At 69.3% G+C, this 13,426-nt stretch carries 13 protein-coding genes and 1 rRNA gene; 12 read left to right on the plus strand and 2 right to left on the minus strand.

Annotated features, from left to right (window positions below; all coding sequences use genetic code 11):
- Nucleotides 1-92: ribosomal RNA gene (rrf, locus tag AB0J95_RS45910) — 5S ribosomal RNA — on the plus strand; the annotation flags it as partial.
- A gap of 238 nt (nucleotides 93-330) precedes the next feature.
- Here rrf and AB0J95_RS45915 read toward each other — a convergent pair.
- Nucleotides 331-2,070 (minus strand): hypothetical protein, encoded by a 1,740-nt coding sequence (locus AB0J95_RS45915; RefSeq protein WP_364772421.1) that lies wholly within the window; start codon nucleotides 2,068-2,070, stop codon nucleotides 331-333.
- Here AB0J95_RS45915 and AB0J95_RS45920 point away from each other — a divergent pair.
- Genes AB0J95_RS45920 through AB0J95_RS45935 form a run of 4 tightly spaced genes read left to right on the plus strand, consistent with a single transcriptional unit; the run spans nucleotide 1,993 to nucleotide 4,639 of the window.
- Nucleotides 1,993-2,628 carry a hypothetical protein gene (locus AB0J95_RS45920; RefSeq protein ID WP_364772424.1) on the plus strand — a complete coding sequence of 212 codons (636 nt, stop codon included), beginning with the start codon at nucleotides 1,993-1,995 and terminating at the stop codon, nucleotides 2,626-2,628. The two genes, AB0J95_RS45915 and AB0J95_RS45920, sit on opposite strands and share 78 nt — an antisense overlap.
- Nucleotides 2,625-3,653, plus strand: a complete 1,029-nt coding sequence (locus AB0J95_RS45925; protein ID WP_364772426.1) for an HAD-IIA family hydrolase — start codon at nucleotides 2,625-2,627, stop codon at nucleotides 3,651-3,653. Before AB0J95_RS45920 ends, AB0J95_RS45925 begins: the two co-directional genes overlap by 4 nt.
- Nucleotides 3,653-3,820, plus strand: a complete 168-nt coding sequence (locus AB0J95_RS45930; RefSeq protein ID WP_364772429.1) for a hypothetical protein — start codon at nucleotides 3,653-3,655, stop codon at nucleotides 3,818-3,820. The genes AB0J95_RS45925 and AB0J95_RS45930 overlap by 1 nt, the downstream gene beginning before the upstream one ends.
- 3 nt (nucleotides 3,821-3,823) lie before the next feature.
- The gene (locus AB0J95_RS45935) at nucleotides 3,824-4,639 is read left to right on the plus strand and encodes a TlyA family RNA methyltransferase (RefSeq protein WP_364772431.1); all 816 of its coding nucleotides are present in this window, start codon (nucleotides 3,824-3,826) and stop codon (nucleotides 4,637-4,639) included.
- Between the two features lie 97 nt (nucleotides 4,640-4,736).
- On the opposite strand, the gene AB0J95_RS45940 is transcribed toward AB0J95_RS45935, so the two are convergent.
- Nucleotides 4,737-5,039, minus strand: coding sequence for a helix-turn-helix domain-containing protein (locus tag AB0J95_RS45940; protein ID WP_364772434.1), 303 nt, complete (start codon nucleotides 5,037-5,039; stop codon nucleotides 4,737-4,739).
- 125 nt (nucleotides 5,040-5,164) lie between these two features.
- Between AB0J95_RS45940 and AB0J95_RS45945 the strand changes: the two genes are divergently transcribed.
- From AB0J95_RS45945 to AB0J95_RS45975, 7 genes are all read left to right on the plus strand, one after another.
- A complete protein-coding gene (locus AB0J95_RS45945; protein WP_364772436.1) occupies nucleotides 5,165-6,061 on the plus strand; it encodes an NAD kinase in 897 nt (298 codons plus the stop codon).
- A gap of 75 nt (nucleotides 6,062-6,136) precedes the next feature.
- The gene (recN, locus tag AB0J95_RS45950; RefSeq protein WP_364772769.1) at nucleotides 6,137-7,906 is read left to right on the plus strand and encodes a DNA repair protein RecN; all 1,770 of its coding nucleotides are present in this window, start codon (nucleotides 6,137-6,139) and stop codon (nucleotides 7,904-7,906) included.
- 473 nt (nucleotides 7,907-8,379) lie between these two features.
- Entirely contained in the window at nucleotides 8,380-9,564 is a 1,185-nt protein-coding gene (gene steA, locus AB0J95_RS45955) for a putative cytokinetic ring protein SteA (RefSeq protein ID WP_364772439.1), read from the plus strand.
- Nucleotides 9,561-10,487: a copper transporter gene (locus AB0J95_RS45960; RefSeq protein WP_364772442.1), complete on the plus strand. Its 927-nt coding sequence runs from the start codon at nucleotides 9,561-9,563 to the stop codon at nucleotides 10,485-10,487. Before steA ends, AB0J95_RS45960 begins: the two co-directional genes overlap by 4 nt.
- A 100-nt stretch (nucleotides 10,488-10,587) precedes the next feature.
- On the plus strand, nucleotides 10,588-12,291 hold the full coding sequence (locus AB0J95_RS45965) for a CTP synthase (protein ID WP_364772771.1): 1,704 nt from the start codon (nucleotides 10,588-10,590) through the stop codon (nucleotides 12,289-12,291).
- Nucleotides 12,288-12,920: an NUDIX hydrolase gene (locus AB0J95_RS45970; protein ID WP_364772444.1), complete on the plus strand. Its 633-nt coding sequence runs from the start codon at nucleotides 12,288-12,290 to the stop codon at nucleotides 12,918-12,920. Before AB0J95_RS45965 ends, AB0J95_RS45970 begins: the two co-directional genes overlap by 4 nt.
- The gene (locus tag AB0J95_RS45975) at nucleotides 12,917-13,393 is read left to right on the plus strand and encodes a hypothetical protein (RefSeq protein WP_364772446.1); all 477 of its coding nucleotides are present in this window, start codon (nucleotides 12,917-12,919) and stop codon (nucleotides 13,391-13,393) included. Before AB0J95_RS45970 ends, AB0J95_RS45975 begins: the two co-directional genes overlap by 4 nt.
- Nucleotides 13,394-13,426 lie beyond the last annotated feature (33 nt).

The following is a 13,426-nucleotide window of genomic DNA, read 5'->3' on the forward strand; positions in this document are numbered from 1 at the left end:
CGCCCGGTCCCATTCCGAACCCGGAAGCTAAGCTTTCCAGCGCCGATGGTACTGCACTCGGTAGGGTGTGGGAGAGTAGGACACCGCCGTAGCTTCTTTCTGGGGCCCCTTTGGTTTGCTGTAGTAGCGCAAGCCAAAGGGGCTTCAGCACGTTCCGGAGTGCCTTGCCGAAATCGCGGCAGGGTATTCCCGGAATGCTTTTCCGCTGTCTTCTCATGCCGTCGGTGCACGCCCGGGCGGGTAGGTGCAACCAGGTTGTTACCATGGTCGACGGCTTACTTTGCTAATGCTTGGCTCCGCACGCGGGGCCTGGAGGTCGAGGTCTAGGTGTCAGAGTACGAACGGCCCGAGGCCGACGGCGACCAGCCGCGCGGCCGCGGCGCCGGCGGCGATCGGCGCGACGATCGTCGTAAGGACGACCGGAAGCCCCGCACGGGCGGCCGGGAGAGCAACCCACGGTCCCGCGACAACCAGGGCAAGCACACCAACCGCGACACCTGGCGCCCCGCCCCCCGCACCAAGCAGCAGCGCGGTCCCCGCGACGGCCAAGAGCGTGACCGTCGCGACGGCCCCCGCAAACCCTTCAGCCGCGACAACGCCGATCGCAAGCCTTACGGCCGCGACCGCGACACCCCCCGCCGCTCCCCCAGCGACGACCGTCGCCCCTACGACCGAAACGCCAGCGGCGGCGACCGCAAGCCCTACACCCGCGACGGCGGTCGCCGAGACTACGGCGGCGACCGCCGCCCCTCGGGCAGCGACCGCAAGCCGTTCAACAGGGACGGTGGCCGCCGAGACTTCGGCGATGATCGTCGTTCGTTCGGCAATGACCGCAAGCCCTTCACTCGCGAGGGTGGCCGTCGCGATTCCGGTGACGATCGTCGTTCCTTCGGTGGCGATCGTAAGCCGTACACCCGTGAGGGTGGCCGTCGCGATTCCGGTGACGACCGCCGCTCGTTCGGTGGCGATCGCAAGCCGTTCGCCCGCGACGGAGGCCGCCGTGACTCCGGTGACGATCGTCGTTCCTTCGGTGGCGACCGTAAGCCGTACACCCGTGAGGGTGGCCGCCGTGACTTCGGCGATGACCGCCGCTCGTTCGGTGGCGATCGTAAGCCGTTCGCCCGTGAGGGTGGCCGTCGCGATTCCGGTGATGACCGTCGTTCCTTCAGCGGTGATCGCAAGCCGTACACCCGCGAGGGTGGCCGTCGTGACTATGGCGATGATCGTCGTTCCTTCGGTGGCGACCGTAAGCCGTTCGCTCGTGAGGGTGGCCGTCGCGACTCCGGCGATGACCGCCGTTCCTTCGGTGGCGATCGCAAGCCGTTCGCCCGCGAGGGTGGCCGTCGTGACTATGGCGATGACCGCCGCTCGTCCGGCGATCGCAAGCCGTTCGCGCGCGATGGTGGGCGTCGCGATTCCGGTGATGACCGTCGTTCCTTCAGCGGTGATCGCAAGCCGTTTGCCCGTGAGGGTGGGCGTCGTGACTTCAACGACGACCGTCGGTCGTCCAGTGGCGACCGCAAGCCCTACAACCGCGACGGTGGGCGTCGTGAGTCCGGTGACGATCGTCGTTCCTTCAGCGGTGACCGCAAGCCGTACACCCGCGAGGGTGGCCGTCGTGACTTCGGCGATGACCGCCGCTCGTCCGGCGACCGTAAGCCCTATTCGCGTGAGGGTGGCCGTCGCGACTCGGGTGATGACCGTCGTTCCTTCAGCGGCGACCGTAAGCCCTACAACCGCGACGGTGCGCGTCGTGAGTCCGGCGATCGCAAGCCCTACGGCCGTGAGCGGGAGGGGTTTGATCGGGATCGGCCTCGCCGGGACTTCCAGGACGATGTGGTTGCCGAGGACCAGCGGCTCGACGCCGAGCCGTCGCCCGCTGAGGGCCAGGAGCTTGAGCCGCAGGCCGCTGCCGTCGACGCCCCCGCGCAGGACGACGCTCCCGAGGCCGAGAAGCCGGTCGACCGGATGGCGCTTCCTGAGGGCGCTGAGTTGTCCGCTCTCGACCCGGAGGCCCGGCAGGAGCTGAAGAGCCTGCCCAAGGCGCAGGCCGAGGATGTCGGCAAGCACCTGGCCGCCGCGGGGATGCTCATCGACGAGGATCCCGAGCTGGCTCTTGAGCATGCGCGGATCGCTCGGGGCAAGGCTTCCCGCGTCGCTGTCGTTCGGGAGGCCGCTGGGCTCGCCGCTTACCACGCCGGTGAGTGGGCCGAGGCACTTTCCGACCTGCGGGCCGTCCGCCGGATGACCGGGTCGAACGCGCACATCGCCGTGATGGCCGACTGTGAGCGGGCGTTGGGCCGCCCCGAGCGGGCCCTGGAGCTCGCCAAGGAGGCCAGGGAGCTGAGCCCCTCCACCGCCGTCGAGCTTCGCATCGTGGCCGCCGGGGCCCGGCGGGACATGGGGCAGGTCGACGCCGCTGTCGTCGCGTTGCAGGGGCCGGATCTGGACCCCAAGCGCAAGGACCCGTGGAGCGCCCGGCTCTTCTACGCCTACGCCGACAACCTCGAGGCCGCCGGCCGCAAGGACGAGGCCATCCGCTGGTTCCTCAACGCGGCCCAGGCCGACGACGAGGAGGAGACCGACGCGGCCGAGCGGGCCGTGGAACTCGGAGCCGCGCTGCAGTGAAACGCCGCCTGCTCGACCTCTACGACGCCCTGCTGATCGACCTGGACGGAACCGTCTACCGCGGCGGCGAACCCGTCCAGGGCGCGCCCGAGGCCGTGAAAGCGGCCAGGGAGAACGGCACCGCGGTCCGGTTCGTCACCAACAACGCCTCACGCAGCTCCGAGGACGTCGCAGAGCACCTGACCGACCTGGGCATCCCGGCCAAACCCGTCGAGGTCAGCACCAGCGCGCAGGCGGCCGGCACCGTCCTGGCCGAACGCCTCAAGCCCGGCGCCGAAGTCCTTGTGGTGGGCACGAAAGCGCTCGCAGACGTGGTCAGAGGCGTTGGGCTGAAGCCGGTCGACGAGTACGGCGACTCGGTTTCCGCTGTGGTGCAGGGTTTATCGCGGGAGACCAACTGGCGTGACCTGGCCGAGGCCACGCTGGCCATCCGGTCCGGCGCGCTGTGGGTCGCCTGCAACATCGACCCGACGCTGCCCACCGAACGCGGTGAGCTGCCCGGCAACGGCGCCATGGTCGGCGCGCTGCGGATCGCCACCGGCCAGGAACCGGTCGTGGCCGGCAAACCCGCGCGGCCGTTGATGGACGAGGCGATCACCTCCGCCGACGCGGAACGCCCGCTCGTGGTCGGCGACCGGCTCGACACCGACATCGCGGGCGCCGTCACCGCCGAGGTGGACGCCCTGCTGGTGCTTTCGGGTGTCACCGAACCGGCTGATCTTCTGGCCGCGCCCGCCTGGTTGCGGCCCCGCTATGTGGCCCCGGACATCAGTTCGGTGCGGGTACCGGCGGCCGACCTGGAGATCGGCCCGCAGCGTGGCTGGGAGGTCGAGCGCAGCGGCGAGCTGGCGTTGTCCGTGCGGGCCGCCGGAAGCGGTTCCAGGGGCGATGAACTGGCGTTGCTGCGTGCGTTGTGCGCCGTGCACCGGCCGATCGACGGCGGCGACGTGGTCGTGCGCCCTGAGGACGACACGACACGGGATGCCCTACGCGCGCTCGGTATCGGCAAAATAACGGTACCGTGATGTACGTGCAGCCAGAACACGAAGACAGCTGGATGACGCGGGAGATCGACGCCGCGCTGGCCGGACTCGACGGCCTGGACCAGCTGGAACCCGCCGAACACGTCGGCCGGTTCGACGCGGTGCACTCGGCCCTGACCGAGGCGCTGTCCGGCATCGACAAGGTCTGAGCCATGCCCCGCAGGTCCCGGCTCGACGCCGAGCTGGTGCGGCGCGGCATGGCCCGGTCGCGGGAGCACGCCTCCCAGCTGATCGCGGACGGCCACGTCACCATCAGGGGCGTCGTAGCCCAGAAACCCGCCACCGCAGTGGAAATCGACGCGCCGCTGGTCGTCAGGCAAGACCCGGACGACGAGGGCTGGGCGTCCCGCGGTGCGCACAAGCTGCTGGGCGCGCTCGCCGCGTTCGAGCCCGCTGGGTTGGCAGTCAAGGGAAAGCGCTGCCTCGACGCGGGCGCGTCCACCGGCGGCTTCACCGACGTGTTGTTGCGCAACGGCGCCGAACAGGTCGTCGCCGCCGATGTTGGACGCGGTTTGCTCGTCTGGCGGTTGATGACCGACCCTCGTGTGGTCGTGCTCGACAAGACCAACGTCCGCTCCCTCACCCCGGAGGCGGCCGGCGGACCGGTCGACCTCGTGGTCGCCGACCTGTCGTTCATCTCGTTGCGTCTGGTCCTGCCCGCGCTGCTGGCCTGCACCCACCCGGACGGTGACCTCGTGCCCATGATCAAGCCGCAGTTCGAGGTCGGCAAACAACGGCTGGGCTCCGGCGGCGTCGTGCGGGATCCTGGACTTCGCGCCGAAGCCGTCATCGAGGTGCTGACCGCCGCCGCCGAGCTCGGGCTGCGCCCCCACGGCGTGGTCGCCAGCCCCCTGCCAGGCCCGTCCGGGAACGTCGAGTACTTCGCGTGGCTGCGCCGGGGCGAGCCGCTCACGCCCGAGCTCCTCACGGAGATGGTTCAGACCGCTGTAGCGAAAGGACCACATTGACGTGCTCCCTGGCAGCACAGCCGGGGAGTCCTCGGGCTCACGCCCGAGGGTTGCCGTTTCCGCTCCGGAGAGGAGGTTGCGCCAGATGCGTTCCCAGCTAGCGCCGGGTCGTTCTCACTCCGGCTCCACAGCTGTCGACGACAGATTCGCTCAGTGTGGAGACGAACCAGCGACCTGCCGGGTCTCTCGACACGGTGACCGTGGACGGCTCCGCTCCGTCTGGCAGCGGCTCCGCGGACTGCCTCCCTCGCTTGCGTGTCTTGAAACGTGGACGGTTCGCGCGTGTCTCCTCGGTGCGGAACGCCAGGTTGTGGACGAGACGGACACAACCGAACGTGCGGAGCAGTTCGCTCTGCAGCGCTCCGGTGGGGTAGAAGCGATACTTGAATGCTCGCTTCACTTAGGCGCTCGACATCTTGGAAACGCTAGCGGGTCCCTTTGTGAGGACCTCGAGGGGACCGATCCCGGCAGGGATCGGCTTGTCCCCGGCCTGATGCCGGGGTGTCCGCCGATGGGAGCTTGAAGATGACCGAGTCTTCGTCCGGGATCCGGGAGATCCTGATGGTGGTGCACACCGGCAGGCACGCCAACCGGCGCACCGCCGAGATCGTGGCCGAGCAGTTCGCCCGCGCGGGGGTGCACATCCGGGCGCTGGACGTGGAGGCCGACGACTTCAGCAAGGGCCTGTCGATCGTCTCCGCGGACGACAACGCGGCCAAGGGCGTGGACCTGGTGTTCGTGCTCGGTGGCGACGGAACGTTGCTGCGGGCCGCTGAGCTGGCGCGTCCGGCGGGGGTGCCGGTGCTGGGGGTGAACCTGGGGCGGGTCGGGTTCCTCGCCGAGGCCGACTCGGACGACCTGGACGTCGCGGTCCGGCGGGTGCTGGACGGCAAGTTCCACGTCGACGAGCGGATGACGCTCGAGGTCGTGGCGACCCACGACGGCGAGGAGATCGCGCGCACGTGGGCGTTGAACGAGGCCAGCGTGGAGAAGAGCAGCCGGGAACGGATCCTGGACGTGCTGATCGAGGTCGACGGACGGCCGGTGTCGGCGTTCGGCTGCGACGGCGTGCTGTGCGCGACGCCCACCGGGTCGACGGCGTACGCGTTCTCCGCCGGTGGACCGGTGATCTGGCCGGACCTGCAGGCCATGCTGGTGGTGCCGAGCAACGCGCACGCGATGTTCGCGCGGCCGCTCGTGGTGTCGCCGTCGTCCAGCGTCGCGCTGGAGGTGGACCCCGGCGGGCACCCCGCCGTGCTGTCCTGTGACGGGCAACGCACCTTCGACCTGCCCGCCGGGTCCCGGGTGGCCGTGTCCGCCGGATCCGAGCCGGTCAGGCTGGTCCGGTTGTGGGACGGGCCGTTCACCGACCGGCTTGTCAAGAAGTTCGGGTTGCCCGTTCAGGGGTGGCGATCTCGATGACCGAAGACCTGCTCGCAGGGTCGAGCATTGGTACTGTCGGTGGGTGTAGGTAGGGTTCGCACTGTGCTGGCCGAGATGCGCATCCAGGGCCTCGGCGTCATCGACGAGGCGACCCTGCACCTGCACCCCGGATTCACCGTTGTCACAGGTGAGACGGGGGCGGGCAAGACCATGGTCGTCACCGGGCTGCATTTGCTGTCCGGTGGCCGCGCCGAGGCGTCCCGAGTCCGCAACGGCGCGAGCCGTGCTGTCGTGGAGGGCCGGTTCAACGTGCCGCCCGACTCACCGGCGGCCAAGGTCGCCGTGGAGGCGGCCGCCGAGCCGGACGAGGACGGCAGCCTGATCGCCTTGCGCACGGTGGGGGCCGATGGGCGCTCCAGAGCGCACCTGGGCGGCCGTTCGGTGCCTGTGGGCGTGCTGTCCGAGCTCGCCGAGGAACTGATCGCGGTGCACGGCCAGAACGACCAGCTGCGCCTGCTGCACCCCGCCGAGCAGCGGGCCGTGCTGGACACGTTTGCCGGTGACGCGGTGGCCAAGGCGCTGGCCGACTACCGGTCGACCCGCGCGGAGTGGATCGAGGTCGCCGAGGAGCTGCGCTCCCGCACCGAGCGCGCCCGCGAACTGGCTACCCAGGCCGAGATGCTCAAGATGGGCCTGCAGGAGATCGAGGCCGTCGACCCCAAACCGGGCGAGGACACCGACCTGATCGACGAGGCGCGTCGGCTGGCCGATGTGGACCAGCTGCGCGAGGCCGCTTCCGGCGCGCACTACGCGTTGAGCGGGAACCCGGACGATCCTTCGGACGGGTCGGGTGCGCTGGGGCTGGTGGACGAGGCGCGTCGCCGGCTGGGGACCTCGGAGGATCCCCGGTTGCGTGACCTGGAGCCTCGGCTGACCGAGGCGTCGGTGTTGCTGAGTGATGTGGCCAACGAGCTGAGCTCGTACCTGGAGGCCTTGGAGGCTGATCCGGGGCGGCTGGAGCAGGTGCTGGCGCGTCAGGCCGAGCTGAAGACGCTGACCCGGAAGTACGCCGCGGACATCGCTGGGGTGTTGACGTGGGCTGAGGAGGCTGCCGGACGGCTTGCCGGGCTGGACACCTCTGAGGAGGCTCTGGCGGCTTTGGCGCAGCGGCGGGATGCGCTCGCGGTCGAGTTGGCCAAGCACGCTGCGGTGGTGACTGAGGAGCGGGAGCGGGCAGCTGCTGAACTGTCGCAGGAGGTCACCGCTGAGCTGGCTGGGCTCGCCATGGGGCAGGCGGGGATCGACGTTGTTGTGCGGCCTCGGCTTGCCGGTGGCGATGATTCCCATGCGTTGCAGGTCGGGCCGGCTTTGTTGAGTGCCGGGCCTGATGGTGTTGATGAGGTTGAGCTGCGGTTGCGGGCGCATGACGGGGCGCAGCCGCTTCCGGTGCACAAGGCGGCTTCCGGTGGGGAGCTGTCTCGGGTGATGCTCGCGATTGAGGTCGTGCTGGCGCATGCGGATCCGGTGCCGACCATGGTTTTCGATGAGGTCGACGCCGGGGTGGGTGGGCGGGCCGCGGTGGAGATCGGGCGGCGGCTTGCCCGGCTGGCGCGGACCCATCAGGTCATCGTTGTGACTCACCTTCCGCAGGTCGCTGCTTTTGCGGATCGGCACGTGGTTGTGGACAAGAGCGTGTCTGGTGGGTTGACGAAGAGTGGGTTGAAGGTTCTGGAGGAGAAGGACCGCGTGGTCGAGTTGGCTCGCATGCTCGCCGGTATGGAGTCGACCGAGACTGGGCGGGCTCACGCCGAAGAACTCCTCGCCGTGGCTGAGGCCGCGAAGAAGGAAGCGATCAACGGGAAGAAGTCTCGGCGTAAGCGCTGACTCGGCTGGGTGAAAGAAGCGCTCGCCGCTGGGCAGGCCACCAAGAGGGGCAAGGGATCAGGATCCTCCGGATCCTTGTGGGTTGGGTTGGGGCGCGTCCTCTCCCTCCCGTATGGCCTGCCCAAGGGGACCACATCAGTCAAGTGGGGGCCGCCGTTGGCTTCCAGCGGGGTGCCGGTCCGTATGGCTTCCAGCGTTGTTGCTTTGGGTTGGCGGACCGGCTTTTTGGGTTGGCGGCCCCCACTTGACAGATGTGGTCGGCTTCGCCCAGGCCATACGGGAGGGAGAGAACGCGAGGCCGGGGTGTGGGGCGCGGTAGGCGCAAAAGCAACGACCTCGGCCGGTCCCGGGGTTTCTGAAGGGTTTTCTTGTTTTGGCTTTTGTGGCTCTTGTGTGGGTGGGGTCGCTCGGGTGGGTGAATGGTTGGGTGTGTCGGGGACATTGTGGACTGTCCTTTTGTCACTATCGGGGGTATGAAGCTTCCGGGTGTGCTCAGTCGTGGCAGTCAGGGCCTTCCTGGGGTGGTGGGGGTCGCGCGGGTCGATCGGCGGACGGGGGATCTGCTGCGCAGGATCGGGCCGGGGGACATCGTGGTGCTGGACCAGCTCGACCTTGATCGTGCGACGGCCGCCGCGTTGGTCAGTGCGGGGGTTGCGGGGGTGGTCAATGCTTCTCCTTCGATCTCAGGGCGGTTTCCGAACCTGGGGCCGGAACTGCTGGTGGACGCCGGAATTCCGCTTATCGACGGGGTGGGTGTCCATGCTTTGCGGGAGATCCGGGAGGGTTCGCGGCTGAGGTTGCACGCCGGGACTGTCTACAATGGAGAGACCGAGGTTGCTCGGGGTACCCAGCAGTCGGCGGAGACCATCGCGGACCAGATGATCGAGGCCAAGGCCGGGATGTCCGCCCAGCTGGAAGCGTTTTCCGCCAACACGATCGAGTTCCTTCGCCGGGAGCGCACGCTGATCCTGGATGGGATCGGTGTGCCGGATCTCAAGGTCCAGCTGCGCAACCGGCAGGTCGTTGTGGTGGCGCCGGGGACCGACCATGTCGAGGACCTCAAGCAGCTCAAGCGGTACATCTCCGAACACCGGCCCGTCCTTGTCGGTGTGGATGGTGGTGCTGAGGCGCTTCGTGAGGCTGGGTACAAAGTGGACATCATCGTGGGGGACCCGGATCGGATCAGCACCGACACGCTCACCCGTGGGTCTGAGGTGGTCATTCCGGCTCATCCGGATGGGCATGCTCCCGGCCTGGAACGGATTCAGGACCTGGGGATCGGGGCGGTGACGTTCCCGGCTTCTGGGAATGCCGAGGATCTCGCTCTGCTGCTCGCGGATGTGCATGGCGCATGCCTTGTCGTCACTGTGGGTTTCCAGGCGACTTTGCGGGAGTTCCTCGACAGTGGGCGGTCCGGTTCGAACCCGTCCACGTTCCTCACCCGGTTGAAGCTCGGCAGCAAACTCATCGACGGGAAGGCCGCGGCGCGCCTGCACCGCAGCCGGGTGTCGGTCACGGCGGTCGTGCTGCTGGTGATCGCGGCGCTGGTCGCGGTCGCCGCCGGCCTGGCTGTGTCCGGGGTTGGGCAGACGTACTTCGACTGGGCGGTCAGTACCGGGGCCGACTTCGCTGCCTGGATCAAGGGGCTGTTCTCGTGATCTCGCTGCGCTACCACATCATCTCGATCGCGGCGGTCTTCCTGGCGCTGGCGGTCGGCGTCGTGCTCGGGTCCAGCACGCTGAGCCGCACGGTTCTGTCCGGTTTGTCCGACGAACGCGGGGATCTCGCCAAGCAGGTGTCCGACCTGCAGGCCGAGCGCAACTCCCTGAACGCCCGCCTGGCCAGTGAGGACGGGTTCGCGGGCGCGATCGGCCCGATGGCGCTGCGCGGCGAGCTCGACCAGCGCACGGTCGTCCTGGTCACCACGCCGGACGCCAAACCCGCCGACCGCGACGCCGTGAGGGCCCTGATCGGCACCGCGGGCGGCAGCGTGACCGGCGAACTCCAGCTCACCGACGCCTTCGCCGACCCGCAGAAGTCCGACCAGCTCCGCGACGTGGTCACCCGGCTGCTCCCAGCCGGTGTCCAGCTGCCGACGGCATCGGACCCGGGCACGCTGGCCGGGGGTCTGATCGGCTCGCTGATCCTGATCAACAAGGACACCAACCAGCCGCAGGCCAAGCCGAACGAGGCCACAGCGGCCTTCACCGGGCTGTCGGACGGCGGCTTCGTGCGGATGCCGGACAAGCTCGCCCCCGCCCAGCTGGCCATTGTGCTCACCGGCGCGGCCCAGTCCGGCAACGGCGCGGGTGACCGCGCGGCCACGATCGCCCGGTTCGCCACCCAGATCGACCGCTCCGGGGCCGGCGCGGTACTCGCCGGGGACACCGGCTCGGCGGACGGGTTCGGGCCGCTGGGCGTCGTGCGCGCGGACACCGCGGCCACCTCCATTCTGTCCACTGTGGACAACGTGCAGACCAACGCCGGGCGGGTGGTCACCATCCTGGCCCTGCGCGACCAGCTGGAGGGCAAGTCCGGGCAGTACGGCAACGCCGGCAACGCCCAGTCGGTCGTACCCTGACCGACACGAACGCCTCCCCGGAACCGACACGCCCATACCTCGTTGTGCACCGCCGGGCAAGAAGGTGTTACCGTGAAACCCCGTGGAAAACAGTAGGCGGCTGCCTCAAGCACGGACGACAAAGCACGTTTTCGTGACGGGAGGCGTCGCCTCCTCCCTGGGGAAGGGTCTCACCGCTTCCAGCCTGGGTCAGTTGCTCACCTCGCGTGGCCTTCGGGTGACCATGCAGAAGCTCGACCCGTACCTGAACGTCGACCCGGGCACGATGAACCCGTTCCAGCACGGTGAGGTGTTCGTCACCGAGGACGGCGCCGAGACCGACCTGGACATCGGCCACTACGAGCGCTTCCTGGACCGGGACCTGTCCGGCAGCGCGAACGTGACCACCGGCCAGGTGTACTCGACGGTGATCGCCAAGGAGCGCCGCGGCGAGTACCTGGGCGACACCGTGCAGGTCATCCCGCACATCACCGACGAGATCAAGTCCCGCATCCAGGCCATGGCCCTGCCGGACGCCACCGGCCGCGTGCCGGACGTGGTGATCACCGAAGTGGGTGGCACGGTCGGTGACATCGAGTCACTGCCGTTCCTGGAGGCCTGCCGCCAGGTGCGCCACGACGTCGGCCGGGACAACTGCTTCTTCCTGCACGTCTCGCTGGTGCCCTACCTGGCGCCGTCGGGCGAGCTGAAGACCAAGCCCACCCAGCACTCGGTGGCCGCGCTGCGCAACATCGGTATCCAGCCGGACGCCATCGTCTGCCGCGCCGACCGGGAGATCCCGGACAGCCTCAAGCGCAAGATCGCGCTGATGTGCGATGTGGACACCGAGGCGGTCGTCGCCGCGCCGGACGCGCCGTCCATCTACGACATCCCGCGCGTGCTGCACGGTGAGGGCCTGGACGCGTATGTGGTGCGGCGCCTGGACTTGCCGTTCCGCGACGTCGACTGGGCGGTCTGGGGCGACCTGCTCGGCCGCGTGCACAACCCCAAGGAGACCGTGCGGATCGCGGTCGTGGGCAAGTACGTCGACCTGCCGGACGCGTACCTGTCGGTCACCGAGGCGCTGCGGGCGGGCGGGTTCGCCAACCGCGCCAAGGTCGAGATCGTCTGGGTCGCCTCGGACTCGTGCGAGACCCCGTCTGGTGCGGCGCACGCGCTGTCCGGTGTGGACGGTGTGCTGATCCCCGGTGGGTTCGGTGTGCGGGGCATCGAGGGCAAGATCGGCGCCATCACCTTCGCGCGGGAACGCAAGATCCCGGTCCTGGGGCTGTGCCTGGGCCTGCAGTGCATGGTGATCGAGGTGGCCCGCAACCTGGCCGGGCTGAAGGGCGCCAACTCCGCGGAGTTCGAGGAGCACACCGACTACCCGGTGATCAGCACCATGGCCGACCAGGAGGACGTGGTCGCCGGTGAGCGCGACATGGGCGGCACGATGCGCCTGGGCGCCTACCCGGCCGCGCTGGCCGTCGGCTCGATCGTGGCCGCTTCCTACGGCGAGGCAAACGTTTCCGAGCGGCACCGGCACCGCTACGAGGTGAACAACGCCTACCGCAAGCAGCTGGCCAAGTCGGGCCTGGTGTTCTCCGGGACCTCGCCGGACGGGCACCTGGTCGAGTTCGTCGAGCTGCCCGCGGACAAGCACCCGTTCTTCGTCGGCACGCAGGCGCACCCGGAGCTGAAGAGCCGCCCGACCCGCCCGCACCCGCTGTTCTCGGGGTTCGTGAAGGCCGCGCTGGCCTACCGGACCGCGGACCGGCTGCCCGTGGAGATGCCGGAGTCCAACCACGTGGCGGTCAAGGCATGACCGGGCGGCACGACTTCCAGGTGGTGTCCACGAAGGACATCCATGTCGGACGGGTGGTCGGGTTGAGGCTCGACGAGGTGTCCATGCCCGGCGGCGGCACGGCCATGCGTGAGGTGGTCGAACACCTCGGCGCGGTCGCGGTGGTGGCGCTGGACGAGGAGGGCCGGGTCGTGCTGATCCACCAGTACCGGCACCCGCTCGGCCACCGGCTCTGGGAGCTGCCGGCCGGCCTGCTGGACGTCGACGGCGAGGCCCCGGTCGCCTCGGCCGCGCGCGAGCTGGCCGAGGAGGTGGACCTGAAGGCCGAGGAGTGGGCCACCCTGGTGGACATCGCCGCCTCGCCCGGGTTCACCGACGAGGTCGTCCGCGTGTTCCTGGCCCGCGGCCTGTCCCCGGCCGGGCGCGAGGAACCCGAGGGCGACGAGGAGGCCGACATCGTGGTGCAGCGGTTCCCGCTGGCCGAGGCGGTGGCCATGGTGTTGCGCGGCGAGATCGTCAACGGCTCCACCTCGGCCGGGATCCTGGCGGCGCAGCTCGTGCAGACCGGCGCGGCCACGCCGAGGCCCACCGACGCGCCGTGGCCGGACCAGCCGAAGTCGTTCGCGAAGCGGATCAAGGACCGGTCATGATCCACAACGAGGCCCTGCTCCGGCACTTCGCGGACCTGCGCGACGGCGATCACCACGGCGCGCGCACCCGCGCGGAGAAGGAACAGGTCTTCGAGCACACGGTGACGCTGCTGGACCCGGTCGCCCGCCGGGTTCTGCGGGAGCTCAACGAGGACCTGCTGCTGGGCACCGGTGAGATCGCCGCGACCGGGTTCACCCGCGGCCCGGACGGTGTGGCCGCGGTGTGGACGCTCACCTGGCCGGAGCAGGTCGAGGCCGGCGTCGGCCCGGTGACCATCCGCGCGCACTACGGCAGCGCGTTCCACCACCCGCACATGTCCGGGGCGACCGTCGGCGAGTGGCCGTTGAACGTGTTCACCGCTGAGCAGGCCGAGGCCGAGGTGCCGACGATGCGCGCCATCGCCGCATCCGACCTGCACAACCTGGTGTTCCAGGCGGACTACCGGATCGTCCCGGCGACGACCAGGGGGTAGAATGGAGGGCACCTCCAGATTAACGGAGGCTAT

This window comes from Actinocrispum sp. NPDC049592, from assembly GCF_040675465.1.
GTDB lineage: Bacteria > Actinomycetota > Actinomycetes > Mycobacteriales > Pseudonocardiaceae > Kibdelosporangium.

Coding starts and splice junctions, on each gene's coding strand:
- AB0J95_RS45935 (WP_364772431.1), top strand. CDS start 3,824: ATGCCCCGCAGGTCCCGGCTCGACGCCGAGCTGGTGCGGCGCGGCATG.
- AB0J95_RS45975 (WP_364772446.1), top strand. CDS start 12,917: ATGATCCACAACGAGGCCCTGCTCCGGCACTTCGCGGACCTGCGCGAC.
- recN (WP_364772769.1), top strand. CDS start 6,137: ATGCGCATCCAGGGCCTCGGCGTCATCGACGAGGCGACCCTGCACCTG.
- AB0J95_RS45930 (WP_364772429.1), top strand. CDS start 3,653: ATGTACGTGCAGCCAGAACACGAAGACAGCTGGATGACGCGGGAGATC.
- AB0J95_RS45945 (WP_364772436.1), top strand. CDS start 5,165: ATGACCGAGTCTTCGTCCGGGATCCGGGAGATCCTGATGGTGGTGCAC.
- steA (WP_364772439.1), top strand. CDS start 8,380: ATGAAGCTTCCGGGTGTGCTCAGTCGTGGCAGTCAGGGCCTTCCTGGG.
- AB0J95_RS45970 (WP_364772444.1), top strand. CDS start 12,288: ATGACCGGGCGGCACGACTTCCAGGTGGTGTCCACGAAGGACATCCAT.